Source organism: Streptococcus mitis (assembly GCF_047464945.1).
Classification (GTDB): domain Bacteria; phylum Bacillota; class Bacilli; order Lactobacillales; family Streptococcaceae; genus Streptococcus; species Streptococcus mitis_EA.
The window spans coordinates 13,269-39,233 of record NZ_JASHAX010000001.1 but is presented as its reverse complement, the minus strand read 5'-3'; the positions used below and the strand labels follow the sequence as shown (position 1 = coordinate 39,233).

The 25,965-nt window shown below is 38.5% G+C and carries 32 protein-coding genes; 7 read left to right on the top strand and 25 right to left on the bottom strand.

The genetic code is table 11. The features are described from left to right. Positions 1–3 precede the first annotated feature (3 nt). From QM424_RS00235 to QM424_RS00215, 5 genes are all read right to left on the bottom strand, one after another. Complete coding sequence (locus QM424_RS00235) at positions 4–324, bottom strand: PadR family transcriptional regulator (RefSeq protein WP_000665422.1); 321 nt, start codon at positions 322–324, stop codon at positions 4–6. 133 nt (positions 325–457) lie between these two features. Further along, entirely contained in the window at positions 458–2,455 is a 1,998-nt protein-coding gene (gene metG / locus QM424_RS00230) for a methionine--tRNA ligase (protein ID WP_414392575.1), read from the bottom strand. Positions 2,456–2,578: 123 nt separating this feature from the next. Beyond that, positions 2,579–3,838, bottom strand: a complete 1,260-nt coding sequence (locus QM424_RS00225; protein ID WP_414392574.1) for an ABC transporter permease — start codon at positions 3,836–3,838, stop codon at positions 2,579–2,581. A 1-nt stretch (position 3,839) separates the two neighbouring features. After that, positions 3,840–4,541, bottom strand: a complete 702-nt coding sequence (locus QM424_RS00220) for an ABC transporter ATP-binding protein (protein WP_000811469.1) — start codon at positions 4,539–4,541, stop codon at positions 3,840–3,842. Beyond that, positions 4,525–5,727 carry an efflux RND transporter periplasmic adaptor subunit gene (locus QM424_RS00215; protein ID WP_414392864.1) on the bottom strand — a complete coding sequence of 401 codons (1,203 nt, stop codon included), beginning with the start codon at positions 5,725–5,727 and terminating at the stop codon, positions 4,525–4,527. The genes QM424_RS00220 and QM424_RS00215 overlap by 17 nt, the downstream gene beginning before the upstream one ends. Before the next feature lie 289 nt (positions 5,728–6,016). On the opposite strand from QM424_RS00215, the gene gor reads away from it, so the two are divergent. Beyond that, positions 6,017–7,363: a glutathione-disulfide reductase gene (gene gor, locus QM424_RS00210; protein ID WP_369606953.1), complete on the top strand. Its 1,347-nt coding sequence runs from the start codon at positions 6,017–6,019 to the stop codon at positions 7,361–7,363. Positions 7,364–7,528: 165 nt separating this feature from the next. Here gor and QM424_RS00205 read toward each other — a convergent pair whose 3' ends face one another. The 4 genes from QM424_RS00205 to QM424_RS00190 form a co-directional block, all read right to left on the bottom strand. Next, a complete protein-coding gene (locus QM424_RS00205; RefSeq protein ID WP_369606952.1) occupies positions 7,529–8,029 on the bottom strand; it encodes a hypothetical protein in 501 nt (166 codons plus the stop codon). Further along, positions 8,026–8,649, bottom strand: coding sequence for an ATP-binding cassette domain-containing protein (locus tag QM424_RS00200; protein WP_000151033.1), 624 nt, complete (start codon positions 8,647–8,649; stop codon positions 8,026–8,028). The genes QM424_RS00205 and QM424_RS00200 overlap by 4 nt, the downstream gene beginning before the upstream one ends. Then, on the bottom strand, positions 8,646–10,628 hold the full coding sequence (locus tag QM424_RS00195; protein ID WP_414392573.1) for an ABC transporter permease: 1,983 nt from the start codon (positions 10,626–10,628) through the stop codon (positions 8,646–8,648). The genes QM424_RS00200 and QM424_RS00195 overlap by 4 nt, the downstream gene beginning before the upstream one ends. Before the next feature lie 65 nt (positions 10,629–10,693). Beyond that, on the bottom strand, positions 10,694–11,032 hold the full coding sequence (locus tag QM424_RS00190) for a hypothetical protein (protein WP_000746106.1): 339 nt from the start codon (positions 11,030–11,032) through the stop codon (positions 10,694–10,696). 433 nt (positions 11,033–11,465) lie between these two features. Between QM424_RS00190 and QM424_RS00185 the strand changes: the two genes are divergently transcribed. After that, the gene (locus tag QM424_RS00185; protein WP_261029825.1) at positions 11,466–12,002 is read left to right on the top strand and encodes a biotin transporter BioY; all 537 of its coding nucleotides are present in this window, start codon (positions 11,466–11,468) and stop codon (positions 12,000–12,002) included. Positions 12,003–12,055: 53 nt separating this feature from the next. Here QM424_RS00185 and QM424_RS00180 read toward each other — a convergent pair whose 3' ends face one another. Beyond that, complete coding sequence (locus QM424_RS00180; protein ID WP_049551872.1) at positions 12,056–12,271, bottom strand: YdbC family protein; 216 nt, start codon at positions 12,269–12,271, stop codon at positions 12,056–12,058. Positions 12,272–12,369: 98 nt separating this feature from the next. Here QM424_RS00180 and QM424_RS00175 point away from each other — a divergent pair, with 98 nt between their 5' ends. After that, positions 12,370–12,690, top strand: a complete 321-nt coding sequence (locus QM424_RS00175) for a hypothetical protein (protein ID WP_261029826.1) — start codon at positions 12,370–12,372, stop codon at positions 12,688–12,690. Positions 12,691–12,719: 29 nt separating this feature from the next. Here the strand turns inward: QM424_RS00175 and QM424_RS00170 are convergent, their stop codons facing one another. The 7 genes from QM424_RS00170 to rpsP form a co-directional block, all read right to left on the bottom strand. Continuing rightward, positions 12,720–13,058, bottom strand: coding sequence for an ATP cone domain-containing protein (locus QM424_RS00170; protein WP_001196040.1), 339 nt, complete (start codon positions 13,056–13,058; stop codon positions 12,720–12,722). Between the two features lie 11 nt (positions 13,059–13,069). Then, entirely contained in the window at positions 13,070–13,789 is a 720-nt protein-coding gene (gene trmD, locus QM424_RS00165; protein WP_261029827.1) for a tRNA (guanosine(37)-N1)-methyltransferase TrmD, read from the bottom strand. Continuing rightward, a complete protein-coding gene (gene rimM / locus QM424_RS00160; protein ID WP_261029828.1) occupies positions 13,779–14,297 on the bottom strand; it encodes a ribosome maturation factor RimM in 519 nt (172 codons plus the stop codon). The genes trmD and rimM overlap by 11 nt, the downstream gene beginning before the upstream one ends. Positions 14,298–14,327: 30 nt before the next feature. Continuing rightward, complete coding sequence (locus QM424_RS00155) at positions 14,328–15,116, bottom strand: alpha/beta fold hydrolase (protein WP_261029829.1); 789 nt, start codon at positions 15,114–15,116, stop codon at positions 14,328–14,330. Positions 15,117–15,219: 103 nt separating this feature from the next. Next, positions 15,220–15,546: a MazG nucleotide pyrophosphohydrolase domain-containing protein gene (locus tag QM424_RS00150; protein WP_261053813.1), complete on the bottom strand. Its 327-nt coding sequence runs from the start codon at positions 15,544–15,546 to the stop codon at positions 15,220–15,222. A 43-nt stretch (positions 15,547–15,589) separates the two neighbouring features. After that, positions 15,590–15,829: an RNA-binding protein KphA gene (gene kphA / locus QM424_RS00145; RefSeq protein ID WP_000379617.1), complete on the bottom strand. Its 240-nt coding sequence runs from the start codon at positions 15,827–15,829 to the stop codon at positions 15,590–15,592. Positions 15,830–15,848: 19 nt separating this feature from the next. Further along, positions 15,849–16,121, bottom strand: a complete 273-nt coding sequence (gene rpsP, locus QM424_RS00140; protein ID WP_000268760.1) for a 30S ribosomal protein S16 — start codon at positions 16,119–16,121, stop codon at positions 15,849–15,851. A gap of 697 nt (positions 16,122–16,818) precedes the next feature. Between rpsP and QM424_RS00135 the strand changes: the two genes are divergently transcribed. From QM424_RS00135 to QM424_RS00120, 4 genes are all read left to right on the top strand, one after another. Next, positions 16,819–17,415: a hypothetical protein gene (locus tag QM424_RS00135; protein WP_261053812.1), complete on the top strand. Its 597-nt coding sequence runs from the start codon at positions 16,819–16,821 to the stop codon at positions 17,413–17,415. Positions 17,416–17,417: 2 nt separating this feature from the next. Continuing rightward, on the top strand, positions 17,418–17,642 hold the full coding sequence (locus QM424_RS00130; protein WP_001041095.1) for a helix-turn-helix transcriptional regulator: 225 nt from the start codon (positions 17,418–17,420) through the stop codon (positions 17,640–17,642). A 199-nt stretch (positions 17,643–17,841) separates the two neighbouring features. After that, positions 17,842–17,967, top strand: a complete 126-nt coding sequence (locus tag QM424_RS00125; protein ID WP_261053811.1) for a hypothetical protein — start codon at positions 17,842–17,844, stop codon at positions 17,965–17,967. Between the two features lie 178 nt (positions 17,968–18,145). Continuing rightward, entirely contained in the window at positions 18,146–18,949 is an 804-nt protein-coding gene (locus QM424_RS00120) for a peptidylprolyl isomerase (protein WP_414392572.1), read from the top strand. Between the two features lie 55 nt (positions 18,950–19,004). Here QM424_RS00120 and QM424_RS00115 read toward each other — a convergent pair whose 3' ends face one another. From QM424_RS00115 to QM424_RS00080, 8 genes are all read right to left on the bottom strand, one after another. Beyond that, entirely contained in the window at positions 19,005–20,546 is a 1,542-nt protein-coding gene (locus QM424_RS00115) for an ABC-F family ATP-binding cassette domain-containing protein (protein ID WP_000025383.1), read from the bottom strand. Position 20,547: 1 nt separating this feature from the next. Beyond that, on the bottom strand, positions 20,548–21,030 hold the full coding sequence (locus QM424_RS00110; protein ID WP_000976723.1) for a VanZ family protein: 483 nt from the start codon (positions 21,028–21,030) through the stop codon (positions 20,548–20,550). Then, positions 21,030–22,115: a dual-specificity RNA methyltransferase RlmN gene (rlmN, locus tag QM424_RS00105; RefSeq protein ID WP_000804760.1), complete on the bottom strand. Its 1,086-nt coding sequence runs from the start codon at positions 22,113–22,115 to the stop codon at positions 21,030–21,032. The genes QM424_RS00110 and rlmN overlap by 1 nt, the downstream gene beginning before the upstream one ends. Positions 22,116–22,135: 20 nt before the next feature. After that, complete coding sequence (locus QM424_RS00100; protein WP_261148431.1) at positions 22,136–22,666, bottom strand: YutD family protein; 531 nt, start codon at positions 22,664–22,666, stop codon at positions 22,136–22,138. 156 nt (positions 22,667–22,822) lie between these two features. Continuing rightward, a complete protein-coding gene (gene sodA / locus QM424_RS00095) occupies positions 22,823–23,428 on the bottom strand; it encodes a superoxide dismutase SodA (RefSeq protein ID WP_261056043.1) in 606 nt (201 codons plus the stop codon). A 134-nt stretch (positions 23,429–23,562) separates the two neighbouring features. Continuing rightward, positions 23,563–23,766 (bottom strand): hypothetical protein, encoded by a 204-nt coding sequence (locus QM424_RS00090; RefSeq protein ID WP_025171902.1) that lies wholly within the window; start codon positions 23,764–23,766, stop codon positions 23,563–23,565. A gap of 76 nt (positions 23,767–23,842) precedes the next feature. Next, entirely contained in the window at positions 23,843–24,880 is a 1,038-nt protein-coding gene (gene holA / locus QM424_RS00085; protein WP_000879634.1) for a DNA polymerase III subunit delta, read from the bottom strand. Between the two features lie 32 nt (positions 24,881–24,912). After that, positions 24,913–25,848 (bottom strand): dihydroorotate oxidase, encoded by a 936-nt coding sequence (locus QM424_RS00080; RefSeq protein WP_125450693.1) that lies wholly within the window; start codon positions 25,846–25,848, stop codon positions 24,913–24,915. Positions 25,849–25,965: the final 117 nt, after the last annotated feature.

The window sequence follows — 25,965 nt, the reverse complement described above, 5'->3', positions numbered from 1 at the left end:
GGTTTAACCCCCATTCTTAATCCCTTCTACTTTTTGACTCAAATCGTCCCATTGTTGCCAAAAGACTGAGACTCGCTCTTCTCCTTCTTTAGTTAACGAAAAATACTTCCGATCTGGACCATCTGGCGACGGACGCATGTCGCCTCTTATCCATTGATTTTTTTCTAACTTTTGCAACAAAGGATAAATAGTTCCTGGAACGATAGTATCAAATCCAGCCTCTCGTAGAGTCTGAACCAACTCATAACCATACCGCTCTTTTTGACCAATCATATCCAAGACACAACCTTCAAGAACACCTTTTAATAGCTGAGTTTCTTTCATCCCTTCTCCCTTCTAATCTATTTTGTAATACCTACTAGCAACTTCACCTATAATATACCACTTTCACACTAGTTTGTAAAGCATATTAGTTAAAGAAAAAAACAGAACTAGCATGAACTAGTCCTGTCTATTTTTACCCAATCACACTTCCGTTTGGCACAGCTGGATCAACTGTAAGAAGGGTTAATTGTCCATCATGTTCAGCTGATAGGATCATACCTTGGCTGACATATTTTTTCATCATTTTACGTGGTTTGAGATTGGCAACGATTTGAACTTTCTTGCCGACCAATTCTTGTTCATTTGGATAGTATTTTGCAATCCCTGAGAGGATTTGACGATCTTCTCCATCACCAGCATCCAATCGGAATTGAAGCAACTTGTCAGAGCCTTCAACTTTTGAAACTTCTTTGACTTCTGCAACACGAATTTCAACCTTGTCAAAGTCTTCAAACTTGATTTCTTCTTTGTTGAGTTTGAGTTCAACTTCGTCTGGATTCCATTCTTTTTCGACAGCTGGCTTGTTGCCTTCCATCTGTTCCTTGATATAGGCGATTTCTTCTTCCATATCCAAACGTGGGAAGATCGGAGTTCCCTTAGCAACTACTGTTACACCTGCTGGGAAGTCAGCCAAGCTCAAATTTTCAAGGCTAGAAACTTCTGCTAGACCAAGTTGAGTCAAGACTGCACGACTGGTCTCCATCATAAATGGTTCAATCAAGTGAGCGACGACACGAAGGCTGGCTGCCAAGTGGCTCATAACACTTGCTAATTGATCGCGGAGTGCTTCATCTTTTGCCAAGACCCACGGAGCTGTCTCGTCGATGTATTTATTGGTACGAGAAATCAGAGTCCAGACTGCTTCAAGGGCACGTGGATAGTCAACTGCATCCATGTGTGTATGGTAGTCAGCGATTGATTGTTTTGCAACGTCAGCAAGAGCATGGTCAAACTCTGTTACACCTTCTACATAGGCTGGAATTTGTCCATCAAAGTACTTGTTAATCATAGAAACCGTACGGTTGAGGAGGTTTCCAAGGTCATTGGCCAATTCGTAGTTGATACGGCCTACATAGTCTTCAGGAGTAAAGGTTCCGTCTGAACCAACTGGAAGGCTACGCATGAGGTAGTAACGAAGTGGATCTAGTCCATAACGCTCTACCAACATCTCAGGGTAAACGACATTTCCTTTAGACTTAGACATTTTGCCGTCTTTCATGACAAACCAACCATGAGCAATCAAACGATCTGGCAATTTGATATCTAGCATCATAAGAAGGATTGGCCAGTAGATTGAGTGGAATCGAAGGATGTCTTTTCCTACCATGTGGAAGACTGTACCATTCCAGAACTTGTCAAAGTTACCATGTTCATCTTGACCGTAGCCAAGAGCTGTCGCATAGTTAAGAAGAGCATCAATCCAAACGTATACAACGTGTTTAGGATTTGATGGTACCGGCACACCCCATGTAAAGGTTGTACGAGAAACCGCCAAATCTTCCAAACCAGGTTCGATGAAGTTGCGAAGCATTTCATTCAGACGACCATCTGGAGTGATAAATTCAGGATGGGACTTAAAAAATTCCACCAAACGGTCTTGGTATTTGCTGAGGCGAAGGAAATAAGACTCTTCAGATACCCATTCCACTTCGTGGCCTGATGGAGCAATACCGCCAGTCACATTTCCAGCTTCATCACGGAAAACTTCCGCAAGCTGGCTTTCTGTAAAGAATTCCTCATCTGATACTGAGTACCAACCAGAATATTCACCCAAATAGATATCATCTTGAGCAAGCAAGCGCTCAAATACTTGAGCCACTACTTTTTCATGGTAATCATCCGTTGTACGGATAAATTTATCGTATGAGATATCGAGTAATTGCCAGAGCTCTTTGACTCCAACTGCCATCCCGTCAACATAGGCTTGAGGTGTAATGCCAGCTTCTTCGGCTTTCTGCTGGATCTTCTGACCATGCTCATCAAGACCTGTCAAGTAAAAGACATCGTAGCCCATCAGGCGTTTATAACGTGCTAGGACATCACATGCGATAGTTGTGTAGGCAGATCCGATATGAAGTTTTCCAGATGGATAGTAAATCGGCGTTGTAATATAAAAATTCTTTTCAGACATAATTTTTCCTTTCCAGGCAAATGAAACCTGTTTTTCTAACACTTCATTATATCACATTTTTAAGGATTTTCGATAGGGAAATCCATACAAAAACAAGATGGACGAGTGTCCATCTTGTTGATTTTATTCATAACGAAGGGCTTCGATTGGATCAAGTTTCGATGCCTTGTTGGCTGGCAAGACTCCAAAAACTATACCCACGCTAGCCGAAACTGCGAGACTAAATAGGGCAACTGGAATTGATACTCCAACTTCTATACCCGCAATCAAGCCTTGCAATAGCAAACCTGCTAAGGCAGTTAAACCACTTGCAATTGTCAAGCCAATCAAGCCACCTAACAAGGTCAAAATCATAGATTCAATCAAAAACTGGATTAAAATATTGGCACGTGTTGCACCCAAAGCCTTACGGAGACCAATCTCACGGGTACGCTCTGTAACAGAAACCAGCATAATGTTCATAACACCAGTTCCTCCAACAAAGAGAGAAATTCCTGCAATGGCACTAATAATCGTCGTCATAAAACTAAACGATTGTTGAATTTCTGCGAATGCAGCTGACTCATCTGCCACTTGATATTCTCCCTGTTGCAAGCCAGCAAGCTCTGTCATTTTTCGTGCTAATTCTGGACCCAGAGTTTGAGTCAAGCTTGTATCATTCACTCGAAAGACAATATTAGCTATTTCATCTACATTAAAATTCGCAGCAAGGGAGATATTTGTGGTAATAGGCAAGCCGCCAAGACCATATATTTTTGAATTTTTAGATTCTGGGCTAGTATAAACACCAATGACTCGATAACTAAAACCATTAACTTCTACAACCTTGTTAATAGCCTCTTGAGGAGATCCAAATAGACTAATGGATAATTCTTCATCAAGCAAAATGACACTTGCAAATTCTTTAAAATCTTGTTCTCTCAGACTACGTCCTGCAAGAATTTCATTCTTAACAGCGTCCATGTAAGTTCTGTTTCCACCTGTCAAATTGGCATTTTCAACCTTTTTATCTTTATAAGTCAAAATGGCGTTCGTTGAGTTGGTTACATAGTAATTATCCACTCCCTTGAGTTTGGCTGCCTCCTTGACCCAAGATTCTTGCGGTTTTGGTGGTTCAACATGAACTTCCTCTTCTTTTCCAGAAACAGTAAAAGCTGATTGTTTCTGAGTAAAAGATCCATCTTTGCTTTTTTTAGAAGAGAAAAAGACACTGATATTTTTCTGAGATCTGGTCATATTTTTATTGAGCTGTCGAGACATAGAATCACCCAGAGCCATAATCACAACAACTGATGAAACACCGATAATAATCCCAATCATGGTAAGCAAAGAACGCATCTTGTGAGCCATAATAGATGAAAAGGCAAATTTCAGATTCTGCATCTTAGTTTTCCTCCTTTTCTAACTGAGCACTATCAGATGAAATAACTCCATCGCGAATGACAATCTGACGTTTGGCATAAGCAGCGATTTCAGGCTCATGCGTTACCATGATAATGGTTTTTCCTTCTTTGTTCAAGTCAACCAATAGTTGCATAATTTGATTCCCTGTTTTGGTATCCAAGGCTCCTGTCGGTTCGTCTGCTAGGATAATAGAAGGATTGTTTACCAAGGCACGCGCAATAGCCACACGTTGCTTTTGACCACCAGATAATTCCGAAGGCAAATGATGACTACGTTCTGTCAATTCAACCTTATCTAGATATTCCTCAGCTAACTTGCGCCGTTTTGAAGCCGAAACTCCTGCGTAAATCAAGGGCAATTCTACATTTTGCAGAGCATTAAGTTTGGATAGAAGAAAGAACTGCTGAAAGACAAAACCGATTTGTTGGTTACGGACCTTGGCTAGTTGTTTTTCACCCAGTCCAGCTACTTCTTGCCCTTCAAGATAATATTCTCCACTGCTTGGTGTATCCAACATCCCAATCGTATTCATGAGAGTAGACTTACCAGAACCAGATGGTCCCATGATGGCAACAAATTCACCCTCATTCACTTCTAGGTTGATGTTTTTGAGAACCTGCAGTTCTTGGTCACCGTTACGGTAGCTTCTGCAGATATTTTTTAGACTAATTAGTTGCTTCATCAGCCTTCACCTCTTTTCCTTCCTCTAGAGAAGACGTTGGGTTACTGATGACCTTGACTCCATTTGTCAGACCTGAAGTGATTTCTTGGTTGTCTGCATCAGCATTGCCCAAACCAACTTCCACTTTCTTGGCCTTTTTCTGCTCGTCAAGCACCCAGACATAGTTCTTATCATTTTCAGTCACAACACTTGTTAGAGGAACCAAAATGGCTTTACTCTTATTCTTGACCTCAACGCTTACTGAAAATCCTTGTTTCAAATCACCGATTTCACTTGTAACATCGATGGTATATGGATATTTAGAACCAGAATTACCACCTGCTGCGGCAGTAGCTGCACTTGCTGCTTCACCATTGTTTTTAGGGTAGTCAGAAATGTAGCTAATCTTACCGGTCCAGCTCTTATCTTGGTAAACTTTAGAAGTAAAGGTTACTTCTTGTCCTACAGAGAGGTTGGCAAGGTTATATTCAGATAGTTCCCCCTTAACTTGCAAGTTTTCATTGCTAACGACATGAACTACCACCTGGCTAGCTCCAGTTGGAGATTTAGAAATATTACGGTTGACTTCGACCACAGTTCCCTCTAAGGTACTGAGAACCGTCATTGCATCCAACTGACTTTGAGCCTTGCTTAATTGCGCTGCTGCATCTGCACGGGCATCACGAGCATCACCCAGTTGTGCATCAATAGATGAAACGGAATTTCCTGAGACTGGAGCTGGAGTTTGCGCTGCAGCTCCTTCGCCTCCTGCTGGTACTGGTAACTGGGGAGCAGAAGCGGCTTCATTTCGCGCTTGGTTGAGTTCGTTGATATGACGATCTGCCTTAGCAACTGCTCGACTCGCTGAATCATAGGCCGCCTGGGCTTCTGAACTACTGTACTTGACTAAAGCCTGCCCTTCACTCACTTTATCACCCACAGAAACAAGGATTTCATCTAAATCTCCCTTACTAGCATCAAAATAAACATATTGTTCATTTTTTGCTGTTACTGTCCCTGATAATAAAACAGAGGATGCCACGCTTCCTTCCTTAGCAACAACAAGATGAGTAGCCTCATCTTTTACAGCAGTCTGAGAAGGTTGTCTAAAGAGCAAAATGCCCCCAGCACCCAATACAACTACACTTGCAGCACCAATTGCTGCATACAATTGCCACTTTTTAGCTTTACCATTCTTTTTCATAATGAAACTCCTTTTTGATTTAAAGTTCTTAACAATATTATACAAAAATTATCAATTTGAAACAATAACATTTCAGAACGAAATAATGACATTTCAGGATTTAATTATTGTTCGGAATTTATTTTACAATCGTTGTACTAGTTATATAATACACTTTATTTTTCTTTTTTGCAAGCCTTTTCTTTAAATTTTTTGAACGTAGCAGATTTTTGCAATCAGATAAAAAAAAAGATAGAATATGACTATCAAAAAATGACACTCTACTATTTAAAAGAGTACAAAGGAGTTTTCAATGAGAGAATACGATATCATTGCTATCGGTGGAGGTAGCGGAGGAATTGCTACCATGAACCGTGCTGGTGAACACGGAGCCAAAGCGGCCGTTATTGAGGAAAAGAAACTAGGTGGAACTTGCGTCAATGTCGGCTGTGTTCCTAAAAAAATCATGTGGTACGGGGCGCAAATCGCTGAGACTTTCCATCAATTTGGAGAAGACTACGGCTTTAAGACTACTGATCTTAACTTTGACTTTGCAACCCTACGTCGCAATCGTGAAGCCTACATTGATCGCGCTCGTTCTTCTTATGATGGCAGTTTTAAACGCAACGGAGTAGACTTGATTAAAGGTCATGCTGAATTTGTAGATTCTCATACTGTTAGCGTAAATGGTGAACTGATTCGTGCTAAACATATTGTGATTGCTACTGGTGCCCATCCAAGTATTCCAAACATTCCTGGTGCTGAACTAGGTGGCTCTTCTGATGATGTATTTGCTTGGGAAGAATTGCCAGAGTCAGTTGCAATTCTAGGCGCTGGTTATATCGCCGTTGAATTGGCTGGCGTACTCCACACTTTTGGTGTCAAGACAGACCTCTTTGTTCGTCGTGATCGTCCTTTACGTGGTTTTGATTCTTACATCGTTGAAGGTCTGGTCAAGGAAATGGAAAGAACAAACTTACCACTTCACACTCACAAAGTCCCTGTTAAGTTAGAAAAAACTGCTGAAGGCATTACCATTCATTTCGAAGATGGTACTAGTCACACAGCTAGCCAAGTTATCTGGGCTACAGGCCGCCGTCCAAACGTTAAGGGCTTGCAACTTGAAAAAGCTGGAGTAACTTTGAACGAACGTGGCTTTATCCAAGTGGATGAATACCAAAATACTGTTGTTGAGGGAATCTACGCTTTAGGTGATGTAACAGGTGAAAAGGAACTGACTCCAGTTGCTATCAAGGCTGGACGTACTTTATCTGAACGTCTCTTTAACGGCAAAACAACTGCAAAAATGGACTACACAACTATTCCAACTGTTGTCTTTTCACACCCTGCTATCGGAACTGTTGGTTTGACAGAAGAACAAGCTATTAAAGAATACGGTCAAGATCAAATCAAGGTTTACAAATCAAGCTTTACGTCTATGTACTCTGCTTGCACTTGCAACCGTCAAGAAACACGTTTCAAATTGATCACAGCTGGTTCTGAAGAAAAAGTTGTCGGACTTCATGGAATTGGCTACGGTGTTGATGAAATGATCCAAGGATTTGCCGTTGCTATCAAAATGGGAGCAACCAAGGCAGACTTTGATGCAACTGTGGCGATTCACCCAACTGCATCTGAAGAATTTGTAACTATGCGTTAATCGAAATAAAAGAAGCAGAGCAAAAAACACTTCTAAATATCAAAAATCGAGTATTGCCGTAGTTGGAGATACTCGTTTTCTTATGTTTTATTTTATAGTATGTTGAAATAAGATATGCAAAAATCAATTAACAAACCATAACAAAATATAAGGATTATAACACAATCATTTATTCTTTTCTTTAAAAGATTCATATATTTTTTTATATAACTCTTTCATATCTTTTTTCTGAGAATTCAACTCTTCACTACCGTAGTCAAAATTTGCTACTACAAATCCCTCGTCAGCATTAGAAAAAGTAAAAAATTCTATTCCAATGAGTTTATTACGCTTAGAGTCCTCAATAGTGTCTCCTAAATTATTATTAAATTGCTTCACTTCTTCTTCACGAACTCCGAACCCCGCAGCAGCTCCATTTGCAATGATGTTTGAAAATACTTCTTCTGAAGACGCTACTTCTTTCACAGTTATGATATATGTAGCTTCTTCCGTTTCTACTTGTTTCACTTTATTCCATTTTTCTGTATCACTAGAAGAAAGCGTATAGACTATTAACTCCAGTGTTGGTTTATTGGTATTTTCTTTTGTGATCATTTGTTTTCCAAAGAAGAAAATGGCAAGCATTCCAGCTACAAAGATCAAAGCAATATAAATTATCTTTTTCATACATTATCCCCTATATCTTTCATATCAATGATCACATCAACTTCGTTATAGACAGCTGGATCATGCGTCGCTATAATGACATATTTATCTTCATCTCTTTCATTCAATAATAAACGAATAATTTCTTTTCCAATCTCACCATCTAAAGCTCCTGTAGGCTCATCTGCTAAGATAATTTTACGTGGTTTCATTAACATTCTGGCAATAGCTACACGTTGAGCCTGCCCTCCAGACAATTCATATATTTTTTGATGTAAATAGTCACTTGACAGTCCTACTTTTTCAAGTACATCAGTTATTGTTTTTTTGTCTTTAGTGATAAGTTTCAAATTATCATATACTGTTTTGTTATCTATTAAAGAATAATTCTGAAATACATATCCAACAGTATTTTTAAAAAAAGTTCTTTCTTTTATCTTCCAAATATCTTGTTTATCAACTAAAACATTCCCACTGTCAATTTTTTCTAATCTTCCTATAATATTAAGAAGGGTACTTTTACCAGAGCCAGAACCTCCAATCAATGCATAACTTTTTCCAGATTCAAATTTTAAATTTAAGTCTGTAAAGATCTTTTTTGAGCCGAAACTTTTTGAAACGTTCAAAAGGTCAATTGTCATGTTTCATCTCCTTTTAAAATTTTAGTGTAGCTTTCAGATAATTTTCTAAAACTCATGATTATTGACAACATCAAAACGAGCAGAGAAGCAAGACCAATATATAGCAACTCTATTTGACCTGTCATAAGAAATGTAAATAGGATAACGATTGTAATAGTCATCATAAAATACTTGAGACTTGAAATTGCTATATATGTTTTTGACAGACCTAAAATGATTTTCTTCACATATTCATTCTGTTTTAGGGTAATATAAAGTTGGACATATTGATAAATGAGTATAAAGACAATACTGTAAATTATCTTCTGCAAAATTTGTGAAAGTAGAATTTGGTGCTCTAAGGACTGGATCTTTAATTTCACAATTTGGTAAACATCTACTGGATTCATTGAAACATTCAACTGGGTAGCCATTTCATTTATTTTATTTACCGCCTCAGGACTAAAAAGAGACTTAGTTGTTATATTACTAGCCAAAGAAAACTTGTTGTTTTCAATCATTTTGTCCGTATCTAACACAACAACAATGTTATCTGTGCTATCTGCTACACTTGCCATTGGTAAAAGCTCTTTCATTTTATGATTATCATCAGCATCTTCATTGAAATAAAAAATTTTATCACCATCAGGAATTATTTGTACTGCAATTTCTTCTTTTGTATAGTTTGTTCCAATAAATTGTTCTGCTACAACTGTATTCTCAATAGATTTCTGATTTTCTTTCCATTTCTCAGGAATATAAATGGTTGCTATCTTATTATCTAAAAGATGATAGTTTGTTCCATTCACTTTATTTTGTAGGTTAGCACCTGTTTGATTGATATAAATCAACTCTTTATTTATTTCTGGATTCGTTATTCCGTCATTTTCTAATTGTTTAGAAAAATTTTCCATAACATGTGAAGTTTTCATGAAATCTGGAACATATGCTGAGGATCGATCTATATATAAATAATCTAAGTTTTTTAAGGAAGCAGCTATCTGTAGATACTGACCATCCGAATCATTAACTTCTCCATTTTTAGTAGAGTTACTTTCAATTCCAAGGAACTCAATCCTTCTCCAGTCTTTTACTGTGTCCCATGGTACTAAATTCTGTATCTGAATGTTAATACTGGATTGACTACTCTTTGTTTCTTGTAAAAAAACTCCTGAGATAAGGATAATAATCGAAATAATGGCAAGCCATACGACAAAAATAAGTTTATTTTTTGCCTTGTTTTTAATAATTTCAATAGGCTTTTCAACCTGAATCGTCAACCAAAATAAAACAAAGGTGATGAGATCAATGATTTGAAATAGTATAAAATTCGTTAAAATCAGAGAGAAAAATAACTTAGAACTATAGGTGAAGAAACCATTTCCCAAAAAAGAACTGTAAGAAATCATCAATAAAGCCATCATAATCAGTTCAAAAATAAGAGAAATACCATAATCTCTTCTTAGATCGTATACAGGCAATCCCAAAGAACGTCGTATCACTCCTTCTTTAATCTGCTTCGTTCTAACAACAAATAACATAACTAATAAAGTTAAGTAAATTGAACCCATTAACAGTATTCTTAAAGTTCCAGTAAATTGTAAGATTCCTCCTATATACCAAGGATAAGCCATATATACTGTTTGCAACCCCGTCATCGTAAGTGGTTTCAAACTATCTATATCCATTTTCCCAAGGGTGTAATACATCCCTATTATTGGTGTTGACTTTAATTGTTCATTATTTACATCATCAAAATTTACATACCTCAACTGACCCGAACTCTGAACGATGGGCTTGTAAATGGTAACCTTTTCCGATTTTGATAAATCACGAACCATTTCGTATATTTCGTTATTTGAAAGATTGCTTTTTCCTTGAATAGAAAAAGCACCATCAATTGGTAAAGGTATGGGCATTTCTGTATCGCTAATAGTGACCCAACCAATTGCAGCAATCAAACAGAAGAAGAATCCAATGATACATAATTTTAATTTCATAAGCAATTACCATATTACAAGAGACCCTATTTTATAATTGGGTCTCTTGTTTTCATAAATTATTTTTAAAATCTATAATAATCCCAATATGCATTTAATCGAACATCGCTCCAAGATTTTGTAGCACTTGAATATGCCCATCCATAATCTTGTTTATCCTGAGCTTTAACTGTTCCCCAAAAATTCGTTACTGAAGATTTTGAACCAATATTATCTGGAGAACTAACAAAGTAATTCGAATAACCAGAGTTATCATTTACACCATATTCCCATACATCAATAATGGGACTTGGAGCAGGGTGTGCTGTAGTTGCACTAACAATACTAGCTACAGTAGCAAAGCTAAAACTTAAAACACTTGCGACTAGAAAAACAGATGCTTTCTTGTTAATTCTTTTTTTCATTTTACTTCTTCTTTAATTAAAATATTTGATGAAGAATAAGCAACAGTCCCCTTTTTAGTCCATCCATATTACTTTAATATGAATTGATTATATTTAGGTTTTTAATCACCGTTATTGTATCTAGAGTCGTTAAAATATCTCATAACTACCCCTCCTTTTAAAATTGAACACATATAAATGTATCCGTTTACATTTATTAATGTAGCACTTATTTTTTAGTTTGTCAAGTATTTATAGTATATTTTTTATGTATAAAATGGGATTATCTATATATAAAACTGATTTACAAATCGATAAAAAACAATTATCAAATTTCTCTTGTCAATCAAATCGGCCGTTACAGTTTTTTGTTACCCATGTTACTTAAATAGGTTGACAATAGTGTTGATTTAAGTATAATAGTTACTATATATCAGAAAAGAGGTTAACTATTTTGAAAAAAGCTCACGTTTATGCCATCCCTGCTATTGGGGCTGCTCTCATTGCTGTATTGGCACAAATCACCCTTCCAATTGGACCTGTTCCCTTCACTCTGCAAAACTTTGCAATCGGCTTGATTGCTACTGTCTTTAGACCGAGAGAGGCTGTACTTTCTGTCGGACTCTATCTTCTTCTAGGTGCTATCGGTCTTCCTGTCTTTGCAGGAGGTGGAGCTGGATTGCAGGCGTTGGTTGGTCCTACTGCAGGTTATCTTTGGTTTTATCTTGTCTACTCTGGACTTACTTCTTCCCTAACTAACAGCAAGAGTGGTGTTGTCAAGATTTTTCTTGCAAACCTCTTGGGTGATGCCCTTGTCTTTGTCGGAGGGATTCTCAGCTTGCATTTCCTAGCTGGAATGGCATTTGAAAAAACTCTTGTTGTGGGGGTTCTTCCCTTTATCATTCCAGACCTTGCTAAACTTCTGGCTATTAGTTTTATTAGCCGTTCGCTACTTCAACGCCTTAAAAATCAAGCTTACTTTGCTAACTAAAAAAGGATATCGAGTTGTCATGACTCAATATCCTTTTCTTTCATTTTGAAAACTTAGTTGATTTTAAAGGCATCCACCATTGTTTGAAATTCTTCATTTGAGAGAGTAATTCCTTTGCCCATTTTAGTATGATCTGGGCTCCAAGCACGAATATCAAACTTTGCAGGAGCACCATTAAAGCTCACACGGTTGATTTCCTTGGTCCAACCTTTTTCGTTTTCAGAGAGAGTCAACAAGTGCTCTTCGATTTCAAATGTAAATTCTGCCATTTTCTTCTCCTTTTTTAGCTTTCATTTGATTATTCGTAAAATCTTGTAGATTTTAGGAAAATTTTATATAATATTGATATAAAAGAAGGGAGGCCAATATGAGACATAAATTCCAGCAAGTTCTAGATAAAATACATGACTTTTTAAATGGACATGAAGAACCAGACCAGACTGAAACCAACTCCCTTACAGCCACTATTGAAGAGGCTATCCAGAAACAAACCGCTGTTCACCTTATCTTATCTGAGACAAGTTTTACAGGTGATATCATCAAATACGATCAGCAACGCCAGCAAATTATCGTGAAAAATTTTGCTAAAAATGTAAGCCGTATTATCCGCATAAGCGATATTCAACGCCTACGATTTGTCCCTTCCACCGTCCAAACAGCCCAAAAAAATAGATTTAAGAAAGAGTGAGATGTAGTTGCTTCATCCCACTCTTTTTCTTAGCGAATTTGTTCAAAATGTAAATGAACAGCGATATGGTCTCCATAACCACTTCTTTCCAAGTCACGTTGTAAACGATAGGAAATGTAGTGTTCTGCAATGGTAATGTAACCTGCACCCAGTAAACGATGTTCAACCATAGACTGAATCATGCTGATGGTGGCGCGTTCCACCTTGGCCTCTTCCAAATCCAAAACCACTTTCTTAGTGACTTGTGCAAGGTTTTGACGTAAATCATCTGTCAATACATAGACAGTCTGGGCTGCTTTTAAGATAGCTTGGTAAATCTTATCTGGATTAAATTCAGCAATTTCTCCATCACGTTTGATTACTTGCATAGGTTTCTCCTTTATTCTTTGTTTTCTTTGATTTCTATCAGCATTTTTTCTTCTTCTGCTGTCAGTTGATAATGTTCAAGCAAATCCGGTCTGCGCTCATAGGTTTTCTTTAAACTCTCATACAATCGCCACTGACGAATCTTTTCATGGTGCCCGCTCATCAGAACATCTGGGACAACCATGCCTCGATAATCATAGGGACGTGTGTACTGAGGATATTCAAGAAGACCTGAAGAAAAACTATCATCTTGGTGGCTAGACTCCTTGCCAATCACTTCTGGAATCAGGCGTACCGTAGCATCAATCATGGTCATAGCCGCCAACTCTCCACCAGTCAAGACATAGTCGCCCAAGGAAATCTCATCTGTCACCAAAGTCTTAATGCGCTCATCATAACCCTCGTAATGCCCACAGATAAAGATTAGCTCTTCCTCTTGAGCCAAATCTTCAGCATAAGTCTGATCAAATTTCTTCCCTGCAGGATCGAGGAGAATGACGCGCGGATTTTTCTTTTCAATAGCATCAAAGGCATCGAAAATGGGTTGTGCTCGGAGCAACATCCCCTGACCGCCTCCGTAGGGCTCATCGTCGACATGGCGGGCCTTTTCAGCATATTCTCGAAAATTATGATACTGGATATCCAAGAGCCCTTTTTCTCGAGCCTTTCCGACGATTGAGTGCTCCAGTGGAGAGAACATCTCTGGAAAGAGGGTTAAAATATCAATCTTCATCGTCTAACCCTTCTAAGATTTCCACATCGACGCGTTTATTTGGAATATCAACATTGAGAACCACTGGTGGGATATAAGGCAAGAGCAAGTCACGTTTACCTTTTCGCTTGACCACCCAGACATCGTTGGCACCTGGTTGCAGGATTTCCTTGATTGTTCCAATCAAGTTATCACCCTCATAGACTTCCAAACCGATAATCTCGTGATAATAAAATTCACCATCGTCCAGAGCATTTAAATCTTCCTCAGCAACCTTGAGACTGTATCCCTTGTATTTTTCAATAGCATTAATATGGTACATATCTTTGAATTTAATAATGTCAAAGTTCTTCTGTTTACGGTGGCTAGCGATGGTCACTGTTTGAACAAACTGATCTTTTTCATCAAACAAGGCCAGCTCAGCCCCTTTTTTAAACCGTTCTTCTGCAAAATCTGTCACAGACAAGACTCGCATCTCACCCTGCAACCCCTGCGTATTGACGATTTTCCCAACATTAAAATAGTTCATCTTGTCTCCTGTAGTCTCCTTCTTTCCATCTTATTCTGACAATTCTCGAATAATAGTCGCAATTTTTTCGGATTCAGACCACTGTAAATAATGGTGATTCCCTCCTAAAATGAGTTTAGTATTGGAAGTCCAATATTCTGATTCTCTGTACTCTTTTTCTCTATAAGGCTGACAAAAAATAAATACAGGGGTATAAGCTTCTATCGACAAATTCTCAAAATCTTCCTTAGTAATCTCTCCAGATATCTGAAATCCTGGATCTTGATTTTCCAACTCTGAGCCTTTTTCCTGCATTATTTCCCAGATTTCTTTATTAATTTCAGGGCTAAATGTTGCTTGAGTTAAGTTCTTAAAATAAAGTTCAGGACCACACTCGTCAATCAGCCTCATCTGCTCTTCCATTTCTGGATAAGGATTTTCTGAAAAATCAGCAAACATGACTTTTTTAGTTGTCGGTTCAATTGCTAGTAAAGCCTGACACTTAATTGGTTTGTTGAGCAATTTGCAAGCTAAAATTCCACTCAAACTATGTACACAAAGTATATATTCAGAAATCCCTAATTCTTCAAGTACTTCATAAACCGCATCTGCAAGATTATCTAGATTTTTTCCAGCTTGGTCATGAATCGGACTCCTACCTGTGTTCGGAAAATCAATTGTCAAATAACCAATTGTAGGAGGAAGTTTTTCAAGTATAAGTGAAAAATTTTCATAACTTGGTAGCAAACCTGCGCCACTTAAACAAACTAGCATTTTCTTTTGCTTTTGATAAGTAACAGAGAGACTACCAATTTCTGTAGATACTTCAAACCTCTTCATAGAGAAATCCACTCATTCTATATAATGAATTATTAAAAATCCTTATCCTTTATTTTATCACGTTCCATGGATTTTCTCAAGTTGGAGTAAGAGTACAATACCTTTACTTCCCTTTCAAAAATCCTTCCAAATCACGTTCATGTTGGTACTTAATGGCTGCAGTTTTATCTTTCTCAAAGATGGTTTTGGTTAGATCAATATCGTTGATAGCCGCGATTGCGATGGTGTAGTGAATGATATCAGCAAGTTCTTTTGCTAGTTCCTCGTTAGAATCCTGAACGCCCTCTTTTCTACCAGAACGACCATTCAAAACCTCAGCTACTTCCCCGACTTCCTCCACTAACTTCATAAAAAGACCTTCCTCAGTCCGAAACTGCTGGTAATGTTCGAGTAAGTAGTCTTGTAATTGTCTAAACGTTAAATCCTTCATATCCTGCTACTTGCAAAAAAGCGAGACATCCGTCCCGCCCTTCTTATTTTTCGTCAATAACGATTCTTACTTTTTTGTCTTCAGTTGGGACAGAGTAGACAATCGTTCTTATCGCAGAAATAGTGCGACCCTTACGACCGATTACACGACCCACATCACTTTGATCAAGATCCAAATGATATTCCAAAAACTCTGGTGTATCTTCAATCTTGATAGTTAAGGCATCTGGTTGTGAAATCAAGGGTTTCACAATCGCAATAATGAGATTTTCAATCGTATCCATCTGTCAACCTACTTTAAACTTATTTTGAGAATTTAGAATCGTGGAATTTTTTCAATACACCTTCTTTTGAAAGGATGTTGCGAACTGTATCTGAAGGTTGAGCTCCATCAGCCAACCATGCAAGAACGCGGTCTTCTTTCAAAGTTACTTGGTTTTCAGCAACAAGTGGGTTGTAAGTTCCAACTGTTTCGATGAAACGTCCGTCACGTGGTGAACGTGAATCTGCTACGTTGATACGGTAGAAAGGTTTTTTCTTAGAACCCATACGAGTCAAACGGATTTTAACTGCCATTTTTAAAGTCTCTTTTCTTATTTTTTATTTCGGTGAAATAGCTGAGCTATTTAGCACATGTTCTATTATAGCAGATTTCTGGCAGGTGTCAAGAAAAAAACTTGACAGACTATAAAATTTTTAAACCATTTAGAAATTTGTTATATTTTTAAAGAAAAATCAGAAAGAGAATGTCATAAATACTATTTTAGAAAAATTTTATAAAGAACACCAAGTCAAACCCTTCATATCGCCTGAACGAGATTTGGATGCTTAGCTTCTACATCCCAAGCCCGTTCCCAAACTAAATATCAAGGATTTTAAGAACGATATCTACTAATTAATTTATAAAATATGAATGAATAGATTCTAAATAGGGGAATAATTTAGTTCTGTAAAAATTAACTTCTACACCTATAACGCTTATTCTGACAGACTTTATAACAGTCTAAGAAAAAAGTAAAGATTCATACAGTATCTAGATTTTCCAAAAATTCTTTATCATCAAATATTATTAACGAAACTATCCAAACCAAATCCGATGCATTGCTTCAAAGATTTCTTTAGTTGTTTGACTATCAAGGGCTTTTATTAAAAAATTTTTTCAAATAATTACCACATTGACACATAAAATTCTTGCTTTCTAAATTTAAATGTGATATATTTATAACACAAAATTTAAGTGTTATATATTTATAACATAAAAAAGGAGTCTATCATGAAAAAAAGTCAAAAAATGCGTGGCCTCATTGCAATGATTGCCGTAGCTCTCGTTATTGATTTTATTGTTTTATTTGGTTCTAATCTTAGTTGGGAACCCAAGTTAGTTATTACTGGTATTTCAGTGTCAGGTCAAATTATAGCTATTTGGAGCTGGCTACATATGAAACCACGGCCTCATAAGATTCAGAAAGGTAAGGGAAAGATTATTTTTGACTTGTCTGCTAAGCTTTACACGATACTTATTTTTGCAGCAGGCATTTTTTATACAGTAGGGATTTGGGTTGCGACCCCAAGCGTAAGTTCTGGTATTAAAGAATGGATTATGGGAATTGGCCTCGTTATTGAATTGATTTTATTTGGTTTTTTCTGTTTGAAAAATGTCAAGGAAACTCCGGACGAACGCTTTTATGCTAATTTAGCCAAGGCAGCTAGCTTGATGTTTGTTTTTATACTAGGCGCACTGATGATCCTAGCAGTTATCATTGGGTATATGGGGGCTCTCACTCTTTACATGGGCCAAATATTTATTAGCATATCTGCCTTGATTAGCATCTTTGCGGTTGTCTATTTTATCTTGGAACGTAGAGGATAAGCATGGCCAAAGAAAGCAAAATTATTACTAATCTCAAATCTGTTCGTGAGTCCATAGGCATGACCCAGCAGGAGTTAGCCGACCGCATCGGCATGCGACGCGAGACAATTCTGCACTTGGAAAATAATCGTTACAATCCTTCGCTAGAAATGGCTCTTAAAATTGCTCAAGTTTTTAATCTAAAAGTAGAAGACCTCTTTGAACTCAGACAGCAAGAGGAAACATAATTCTTTTCGAGACCTAGTATTAAGTTCATTGATTCATTAGGAATTGAAGGCAAAAGAAAAAATCCTTTGAAAATATGCTCTTTTAAAATATAGTAATTCTTATGGAATTGATATCCCAAAACATTTAGATACGCTTGTTGAAAAAGGATATGCTACTATCGAAACCTCCTTTGATTCACTCGACCATCTGAATGCTACCATGAAAAAGAATATCCTTAAGAAGAAGGGAGTTACTGGCCTCTCTAAAATGAAGGCCGCAGATTTGTACCAAGCCCTTCATGACAACTTTTCAGAAGAAGAATTAGCAATCGTAGCTACAAATTGACTCCAACGGGGGAGCAGATGCTGGAACAATACAAGGACATTATCGACCGTCATCCAAAAAAAATTTCTAATCAAGTGATTTTTGGGTTGATTTTCTCTAAAACTACCTTGTCACTAACATTTGAAATCCACTTCCTTTTAGGGTACAATGGTAGAAATGAATTTTTGAGAGGAATAGAATGAAAAAACTAGCAACCCTTCTTTTACTATCCACTGTAGCCCTAGCTGGATGTAGCAACGTCCAACGTAGTCTGCGTGGTAATGACTATGTTGATTCCAGTCTTGCTGCTGAAGAAAGTTCCAAAGCAGCTGCCCAATCTGCCAAGGAGTTAAACGATGCTTTAACAAACGAGAATGCCAATTTCCCACAACTTTCTAAAGAAGTTGCTGAAGATGAAGCTGAAGTGATTCTCCACACAAGTCAAGGAGATATCCGTATCAAACTCTTCCCTAAACTCGCTCCTCTAGCGGTTGAAAACTTCCTCACTCATGCTAAAGAAGGATACTATAACGGTATTACCTTCCATCGTGTCATCGATGGCTTCATGGTTCAAACTGGGGATCCAAAAGGAGACGGTACAGGTGGTCAGTCTATCTGGCATGACAAGGATAAAACCAAAGACAAGGGAACTGGTTTCAAGAACGAGATTACTCCTTATCTCTATAACATCCGTGGTGCTCTTGCTATGGCTAATACTGGTCAACCAAACACCAACGGCAGCCAGTTCTTTATCAACCAAAACTCTACTGATACCTCTGCTAAGCTCCCTACAAGCAAGTATCCAAAGAAAATCATCGAAGCCTACAAAGAAGGGGGAAATCCTAGTCTAGATGGTAAACACCCAGTCTTTGGTCAAGTGATTGACGGTATGGATGTTGTAGATAAGATTGCTAAAGCCGAAAAAGATGAGAAAGATAAACCAACGACTGCTATTACTATCGACAACATCGAAGTGGTGAAAGACTACGATTTTAAATCATAAAAACCAAAGAAATACAGTATCCACATTCGGTACTGTATTTCTTTTACTCTCATTCTTAAGTTAAATTATTAAAATCCCATATTTGGTCCATCCAGCCTTCATAGAAGTCTGGTTCGTGGCAGACCATAAGGATAGATCCCTTATATTCTTTGAGAGCGCGTTTGAGTTCATCCTTGGCATCCACATCCAAGTGGTTGGTCGGCTCGTCCAGCACTAAAACGTTGTTTTCACGATTCATCAAGAGACAGAAACGAACTTTGGCTTGTTCCCCACCTGACAAGACCTGAATTTGACTTTCGATATGCTTAGTTGTCAAACCACAACGGGCAAGGGCTGCACGAACTTCTGCTTGGTTGAGAGCTGGAAAGGCATTCCAAACAGCTTCAAGAGGAGTTTGGCGATTACCGCCTTCTACTTCCTGTTCAAAATAACCGAGTTCTAGGTAGTCACCGCGTTCAACTTCCCCAGCAATAGGTGGGATAATGCCCAATAGGGACTTCAAGAGAGTTGTTTTCCCGATACCATTTGCCCCGATAATAGCAACCTTTTGATTACGTTCAAAGGTAAGATTTAAAGGCTTGGTCAGAGGACGATCATAACCAATTTGCAAATCCTTGGCTTGGAAAATAAAGCGCCCTGGTGTACGAGCCGGTTTGAAATCAAAGGATGGTTTTGGTTTCTCACTTTGCAGTTCGATAATATCCATCTTATCCAATTTCTTCTGACGGGACATGGCCATGTTTCGTGTTGCAACACGCGCTTTGTTTCGAGCTACGAAGTCCTTGAGGTCTGCAATCTCTTTCTGCTGACGTTCGTAGGCTGCCTCTAGCTGAGATTTCTTCATAGCATAGACTTCTTGGAACTGGTAGTAGTCACCAGAATAACGCGTCAGCTGTTGATTTTCCACATGGTAGACAATATTAATCACATCGTTCAGGAAGGGAATATCGTGTGAAATAAGAACAAAGGCATTTTCATAGTTTTGGAGATAGCGCTTGAGCCAGTCAATATGCTCAGCATCCAAGTAGTTGGTCGGCTCGTCCAACAGCAAGATATCAGGCTTTTCAAGGAGAAGTTTTGCCAAAAGCACCTTGGTTCTTTGTCCACCTGACAAAGAAGTTACATCCGTATCCATGCCAAAGTCCATAACACCAAGGGCACGTGCCACTTCATCAATCTTAGCATCCAAGGTGTAGAAATCACGACTCTCCAGACGATCTTGGAGTTCTCCCACTTCTTCCATGAGAGCATCAACATCCGCACCGTCTTCAGCCATTTCCATATAGAGGTCATTGATACGGACTTCTGCTTTGAAAAGCTCATCAAAAGCAGTACGGAGAACATCGCGCACCGACTGCCCTTCAGCAAGGACGGAGTGCTGATCCAAGTAACCAGCGGTCACATATTTGGACCACTCAACCTTCCCTTCATCTGGCAGCATTTTACCAGTCACGATACTCATAAAGGTTGATTTTCCTTCACCATTGGCACCGACCAGGCCAATATGTTCTCCCTTGAGGAGACGGAAGGACACATCTTCAAAAATTGCACGGTCACCAAAACCGTGACTCAGATTTTTAACTTCTAAAATACTCATTTTAATTCCTTATCTTGTTTTTATGTAATCGTTTATAGAGGAGCCAAGCCAGATAGCCACCTAAGGTATTGGTCCACAAATCATCAATCTCAAAGACACGATTGAAATCAAAGAAAAAGTCCAAGACTAACTGCGTACACTCGATTCCAAGACTCACTAGAAAACTGAACAAAATCACTTTTCTTGTTTTCCGCAAATTTGGAAGGAGATAAAGGAGTTGGAAAACAAGAGGACAAAGCAAGAATACATTGAGGATATTTTGTAGAAAAATCCAACATAATTGTCCTATGTCACTCACCTCACCCAGTTTCCAGAGAGAATTGAAAGGAGTCAAAAGAAAAACCAGGCGTCCAAGATGCTGAATACCTGGAGTTTCCACCCCCACAGGAGAATGTTCTTGAGGAGTAAAGCAAAAGTAAACGATACAAATACTATAGAAAATGACTCCCCAGACCAAAACATGATTATAAGTCTTCTTCATCATTAAGGATTGACTGCTGCTACTGCTTTCTGGCGGTCACGTTTCATTGTATTGGAACGCAATTGTCCACAAGCTGCATCAATATCAGTACCATGCTCTTGACGAACAACACAGTTAACCCCTTTTTTCTTAAGCGTATCATAGAAGGCCAGGACGCGCTCTTTAGGACTACGGCTATATTGGTCATGCTCACTAACTGGATTGTAAGGAATCAAGTTTACATAAGACAATTTCTTGATATTCTTGAGCAATTCAGCCAATTCCAAGGCTTGTTCTACACCGTCATTAACCTCATTGAGCATGATATACTCAAAGGTCACACGGCGATTGGTTGTTTCGATGTAGTACTCAATAGCAGCAAAGAGTTTTTCAATCGGAAAGGCACGGTTAATCTTCATGATACTTGAGCGCAGTTCATTATTAGGTGCATGAAGGGAAACGGCAAGATTGACCTGAACACCTTCATTAGCAAAATCACGAATTTTATGGGCCAAACCTGAGGTTGAAACCGTAATGTGACGAGCACCGATGGCCATTCCCTTGTCATCATTGATAGTACGAACGAAATTCAAGACATTGTTGTAGTTATCAAATGGTTCACCAATCCCCATGACAACGATATGGCTGACGCGTTCGTCCTGACCACGCTCATCAAAGTATTTCTGAACCAGCATGATTTGCGCTACGATTTCACCGTTATTGAGGTCACGTTGTTTCTTAATCAAACCAGAAGCACAGAAGGTACAACCGATATTACAGCCGACCTGAGTGGTCACACAGACTGACAAACCATAGTGTTGACGCATGAGTACTGTCTCAATCAACATACCATCTGGCAATTCAAAAAGATATTTAACTGTCCCATCAGCAGACTCTTGAACGATACGTTGTTTCAAGGGATTAACCACAAACTGGTCATTAAGCTTAGCAATCAAATCCTTGGAAAGGTTAGTCATCTCTTCAAATGACTGGACACGTTTACGGTAAAGCCATTCCCAGATTTGATCTGCACGGAATTTCTTTTCTCCCTGCTCCAATACCCATTCCTGCATGGTTTGACGTGTTAAACTATAAATTGACGGTTTCATTTTTTCTCCTTATTCTCTACTCACTTCTGACGAATGACAAAATGACGTTGCCCCTTGTCCTCTTTCTGAGAATGCTGGTCTTTCTGACGACGTCTATTTTTCTTATCTGCATTCGGTTTTCGTTTGGTTTGAGTCGGTTTCTTTCCTTTTTTAGAAGGTGTTTCTTCTTCCTTCTTACGCATTTTCTTGTCAAATGATGCTCGCTTAGGGGCTTCATTTTCTAAGACAAAATAGGCACAACCATAACTACAATACTCTAAAAGGTAGTCTTGTAAACGACTGATTTTTTCAAGTTTTTCATCTGTTCGGTCATCCTTGTAAAAACCTCGTAGGCGAAGCTGTTCGTTGCTCCAGTCCCCCACGATATAATCAAACTTGGTTAAGACTTCTGAAAAACGCTGATTAAAAGCCGTCACATCAAAGGCATCCTTGATATTTTCCACCAAGGAAAAAGCTATCCCTTCCGTTTCAACCTTGTCCCCGTGTAAATGAAACTCAGGACCAGGAAACTTGTTATAGTTGTATAATTCAGGTGCAATTTCTTTTCGCATAGATATCCTTTTTTCACGATTACTTAATACTTTATTCTACCATAATTTCTATCAGTTAGCACGTTTCTCATAAAAATGAAAAAAGTCTGACGATTTTGTCAGACCAAAATAATATAACCTTAAAAAGAGAAGAACAATTCTTCCCTCCAACTATCATTATTTAGCAGCTGCGTACAATTCATCTACTTTGTTCCAGTTGATCACTGAGAAGAAAGCTTTGATGTAGTCAGGACGCACGTTGCGGTATTTCACGTAGTAAGCATGTTCCCAAACGTCCAAGCCCAAGATTGGTTTTTTACCTTCTGAGATTGGTGTGTCTTGGTTTGCTGTTGAAGTCACTTCAAGCTTCCCTTCTTTGTTGACAACCAACCATGCCCAGCCAGAACCAAAACGAGTTGTTGCTGCTGCAGTGAAGGCTGCTTGGAAGTCTTCAAATGAACCAAATGTTGCATCGATTGCTGCTGCAAGTTCTGCCGATGGAGCTGTTTTTTCAGGAGTCATCAATTCCCAGAAAAGAGCGTGGTTCAAGTGTCCGCCACCGTTGTTGATAAGTGCTTGACGGATATCAGCTGGAATAGATTCTACATCAGCAAGCAAGGCTTCAAGATCTTCACCGATTTCAGGGTGTTTTTCTAGAGCTGCATTGGCATTGTTGACATAAGTTTGATGGTGTTTGTCATGGTGCAAGTGCATTGTTTCCGCATCGATGTATGGTTCCAAAGCGTCGTATGCATATGGAAGTTCTGGTAAGATAATAGCCATCTGTAATACCTCTTTTTCTTTCTATATGAAAATGATAACGCAAACATTCACTTTTTTCAAGTTTTTTGCTTATAGATGAAGAAATCACTGAAATACTTTCTAATCATACTCTTCGAAAATTTCTTCAAACCGCGTCAACGTCGCCTTGCCGTAGATATGTTACTGACTTCGTCAGTCTTATCTACAACCTCAAAACAGTGTTTTGAGCTGACTTCGTCAGTTTCATCCGCGACCTCAAAAACATGTTTTGAGCTGACTTCGTCAGTCTTATCTACAACCTCAAAGCAGTGCTTTGAGCAACCTGCGACTAGTTTCCTAGTTTTCTCTTTGATTTTCATTGAGTATAAAATAAGCAAATCAGCAAGAAACCCACAACAAGATAATGTTGACGCGGGTTGTAGTTTCAAAAAAATGTCAATTGACCTGACTAGCAATCTGTAAGAGTGCCTTTTCAAAAAGGAAACCTTTTTCATAAAGACCTGTCTTAATCTGATAGTCTGTCTCAATCAAATAAGAAATAGCTTGCTTCAAAAAGCTCAAGGAAAGTCCTCGTGAATCCCTCAGCGCAAACTTAATCTGATAGGGATTTGGATTGCGTCCGAGAAAACTACCTAGACTACTTGCAATCTGAGATTCTGTTTGCCCAGACTCCGCCAAAATCTTCACCTGAGTAAAAGTCCGAAATTGTCCTAGCATGACTGCAATCAGTTTAATTTCATCTTCACCTTGCAAGGTCAAATCTCTAACCAAGTCACGCGCCTGATCCATCTTTTTAGTCAGAATAAACTGAGTTAAATCAAAAATATTGTCCTGTAAGGTCTTGGGAATTGCGTTGACAATATCCTCTTCCTCGATAACAGAGTCCATCTTATAGGACTGTAAAAAGAGGAGATTTTTCTGGATTTCGCTAAATTGAAAACCAGACTTGATGAGGAGATTTTCAAAAGAATGATTGCTAAACTGCAGACCTTGTTTCTGGCTCCACTTTTGGAAATACTGGCGCAATTCTTGTTCTTTGGCTTCTACTGCGTCAAAAACCTTAGCATCACGCTTCAGTAATTTAACCAATCGCCTTTTGCTATCCAGTTTTCCTTCCGCAAAGATCAACAACTTGGTTGTTGGTGAAGGGTTATCAAGGTATCCCTCAAATGACTTGAGTTCATCATCTGTTAAAAAGCGTTTCTTGGCTGTTGTGATATCGACAAAATGATCCAATATCACGATTTTCTCATCCGAAAAGAAAGGAAGGCTGACCAACTCCAGTTCCACATCCTTGTAAACTACTTCTTTCATATCAAAGTAGGCAAAGTTGAGGTCAGCAGAATCATAGCCAATCTGTTTCAATACTTGACTCTTCATAACTTCAAACTGACCCTGATCTGTCCCTGTAAATAGGCTCAGACTAGGTAAATTTAATAAAGTCAACTTCTGACTTTCTTCAATGGCTAGCATCTTCTCTCCTTTCTTCTGATTTTTTAATGAATTTAGTCGATATAGCGTAATTTCCCACGGAAATCTTCTAGGCTTTCGTACCCTTTTTCCGCCATGATTTCTTTCAGTTCATTGGTAATGCGTTCGAAGGCACCGACGCCTTCTTTGTGAAGGGTAGTTCCCACCTGCACCATACTCGCTCCACAGAGGATATGTTCAAAGGCATCACGACCAGTCAAAACGCCACCTGTTCCGATTATTTGGATTTGAGGATTGAGACGTTGGTAGAAGGCGTGAACGTTAGCTAAAGCAGTTGGTTTAATATACTCCCCACCAATGCCCCCAAATCCATTTTTAGGACGAATAACGACGGACTCATCTTCTATATAAAGGCCGTTTCCGATAGAGTTAACGCAGTTGACAAACTTGAGCGGATATTTGTTGAAAATAGCTGCCGCTTGGTCAAAGTGAACAATGTCAAAATATGGTGGCAATTTAATTCCAAGAGGTTTGGTGAAGTAGGCAAACACCTCTGCCAAAATCCGGTCGGTTGTCTCAAAATCATAGGCAATCTGAGGTTTTCCTGGCACATTTGGACAAGAAAGGTTTAGCTCAGTCAGACCACAAAATTCACTCTCTTGGACTTTTTTCAAGATAGTATGGGTTTCCTCTGGAGACATACCGACCAGAGATAAGAAGAAAGTTCGGTTCGGCTCTTTTTCCTGCAAATCCAAAAGGTAGTCCAAATAATAGTCTAAGCCATTATTTGGCAAGCCCATAGAGTTGATAGAACCAAGTGGAACATCCTGATAACGTGGTTCAGGGTTACCCTGACGAAAGTCCAAAGTCGCAGTCTTTGTGACAAAGGTTCCTGCCGCTGAGTTTTTAACCCCTTCCAGCTCCTCTATCGTCATACAAGCCACACCTGCTGCATTCATCAAACAATTGTCAAACTCAAAACCAGCAATTTGCGTTTTCGTTGATACCATGATTCTGATCCTCCAGATTCCTTTTATTGCTAATATTATACCACATTTTCAGATTTTCTCTTTAAGAAAGGCATTTATAAGAAAAACGTTCGTTTTTTATCTACTTTCAATAAATCC

What these genes read in the sequence shown, in the direction of transcription:
- QM424_RS00235 (WP_000665422.1), bottom strand. Translation starts at nt 324, where the DNA reads ATGAAAGAAACTCAGCTATTAAAAGGTGTTCTTGAAGGTTGTGTCTTG.
- metG (WP_414392575.1), bottom strand. Translation starts at nt 2,455, where the DNA reads ATGTCTGAAAAGAATTTTTATATTACAACGCCGATTTACTATCCATCT.
- QM424_RS00225 (WP_414392574.1), bottom strand. Translation starts at nt 3,838, where the DNA reads ATGCAGAATCTGAAATTTGCCTTTTCATCTATTATGGCTCACAAGATG.
- QM424_RS00220 (WP_000811469.1), bottom strand. Translation starts at nt 4,541, where the DNA reads ATGAAGCAACTAATTAGTCTAAAAAATATCTGCAGAAGCTACCGTAAC.
- gor (WP_369606953.1), top strand. Translation starts at nt 6,017, where the DNA reads ATGAGAGAATACGATATCATTGCTATCGGTGGAGGTAGCGGAGGAATT.
- QM424_RS00205 (WP_369606952.1), bottom strand. Translation starts at nt 8,029, where the DNA reads ATGAAAAAGATAATTTATATTGCTTTGATCTTTGTAGCTGGAATGCTT.
- QM424_RS00200 (WP_000151033.1), bottom strand. Translation starts at nt 8,649, where the DNA reads ATGACAATTGACCTTTTGAACGTTTCAAAAAGTTTCGGCTCAAAAAAG.
- QM424_RS00195 (WP_414392573.1), bottom strand. Translation starts at nt 10,628, where the DNA reads ATGAAATTAAAATTATGTATCATTGGATTCTTCTTCTGTTTGATTGCT.
- QM424_RS00190 (WP_000746106.1), bottom strand. Translation starts at nt 11,032, where the DNA reads ATGAAAAAAAGAATTAACAAGAAAGCATCTGTTTTTCTAGTCGCAAGT.
- QM424_RS00180 (WP_049551872.1), bottom strand. Translation starts at nt 12,271, where the DNA reads ATGGCAGAATTTACATTTGAAATCGAAGAGCACTTGTTGACTCTCTCT.
- QM424_RS00175 (WP_261029826.1), top strand. Translation starts at nt 12,370, where the DNA reads ATGAGACATAAATTCCAGCAAGTTCTAGATAAAATACATGACTTTTTA.
- QM424_RS00170 (WP_001196040.1), bottom strand. Translation starts at nt 13,058, where the DNA reads ATGCAAGTAATCAAACGTGATGGAGAAATTGCTGAATTTAATCCAGAT.
- trmD (WP_261029827.1), bottom strand. Translation starts at nt 13,789, where the DNA reads ATGAAGATTGATATTTTAACCCTCTTTCCAGAGATGTTCTCTCCACTG.
- rimM (WP_261029828.1), bottom strand. Translation starts at nt 14,297, where the DNA reads ATGAACTATTTTAATGTTGGGAAAATCGTCAATACGCAGGGGTTGCAG.
- QM424_RS00155 (WP_261029829.1), bottom strand. Translation starts at nt 15,116, where the DNA reads ATGAAGAGGTTTGAAGTATCTACAGAAATTGGTAGTCTCTCTGTTACT.
- QM424_RS00150 (WP_261053813.1), bottom strand. Translation starts at nt 15,546, where the DNA reads ATGAAGGATTTAACGTTTAGACAATTACAAGACTACTTACTCGAACAT.
- kphA (WP_000379617.1), bottom strand. Translation starts at nt 15,829, where the DNA reads ATGGATACGATTGAAAATCTCATTATTGCGATTGTGAAACCCTTGATT.
- rpsP (WP_000268760.1), bottom strand. Translation starts at nt 16,121, where the DNA reads ATGGCAGTTAAAATCCGTTTGACTCGTATGGGTTCTAAGAAAAAACCT.
- QM424_RS00135 (WP_261053812.1), top strand. Translation starts at nt 16,819, where the DNA reads ATGAAAAAAAGTCAAAAAATGCGTGGCCTCATTGCAATGATTGCCGTA.
- QM424_RS00130 (WP_001041095.1), top strand. Translation starts at nt 17,418, where the DNA reads ATGGCCAAAGAAAGCAAAATTATTACTAATCTCAAATCTGTTCGTGAG.
- QM424_RS00125 (WP_261053811.1), top strand. Translation starts at nt 17,842, where the DNA reads ATGAAAAAGAATATCCTTAAGAAGAAGGGAGTTACTGGCCTCTCTAAA.
- QM424_RS00120 (WP_414392572.1), top strand. Translation starts at nt 18,146, where the DNA reads ATGAAAAAACTAGCAACCCTTCTTTTACTATCCACTGTAGCCCTAGCT.
- QM424_RS00115 (WP_000025383.1), bottom strand. Translation starts at nt 20,546, where the DNA reads ATGAGTATTTTAGAAGTTAAAAATCTGAGTCACGGTTTTGGTGACCGT.
- QM424_RS00110 (WP_000976723.1), bottom strand. Translation starts at nt 21,030, where the DNA reads ATGATGAAGAAGACTTATAATCATGTTTTGGTCTGGGGAGTCATTTTC.
- rlmN (WP_000804760.1), bottom strand. Translation starts at nt 22,115, where the DNA reads ATGAAACCGTCAATTTATAGTTTAACACGTCAAACCATGCAGGAATGG.
- QM424_RS00100 (WP_261148431.1), bottom strand. Translation starts at nt 22,666, where the DNA reads ATGCGAAAAGAAATTGCACCTGAATTATACAACTATAACAAGTTTCCT.
- sodA (WP_261056043.1), bottom strand. Translation starts at nt 23,428, where the DNA reads ATGGCTATTATCTTACCAGAACTTCCATATGCATACGACGCTTTGGAA.
- QM424_RS00090 (WP_025171902.1), bottom strand. Translation starts at nt 23,766, where the DNA reads ATGAAAATCAAAGAGAAAACTAGGAAACTAGTCGCAGGTTGCTCAAAG.
- holA (WP_000879634.1), bottom strand. Translation starts at nt 24,880, where the DNA reads ATGCTAGCCATTGAAGAAAGTCAGAAGTTGACTTTATTAAATTTACCT.
- QM424_RS00080 (WP_125450693.1), bottom strand. Translation starts at nt 25,848, where the DNA reads ATGGTATCAACGAAAACGCAAATTGCTGGTTTTGAGTTTGACAATTGT.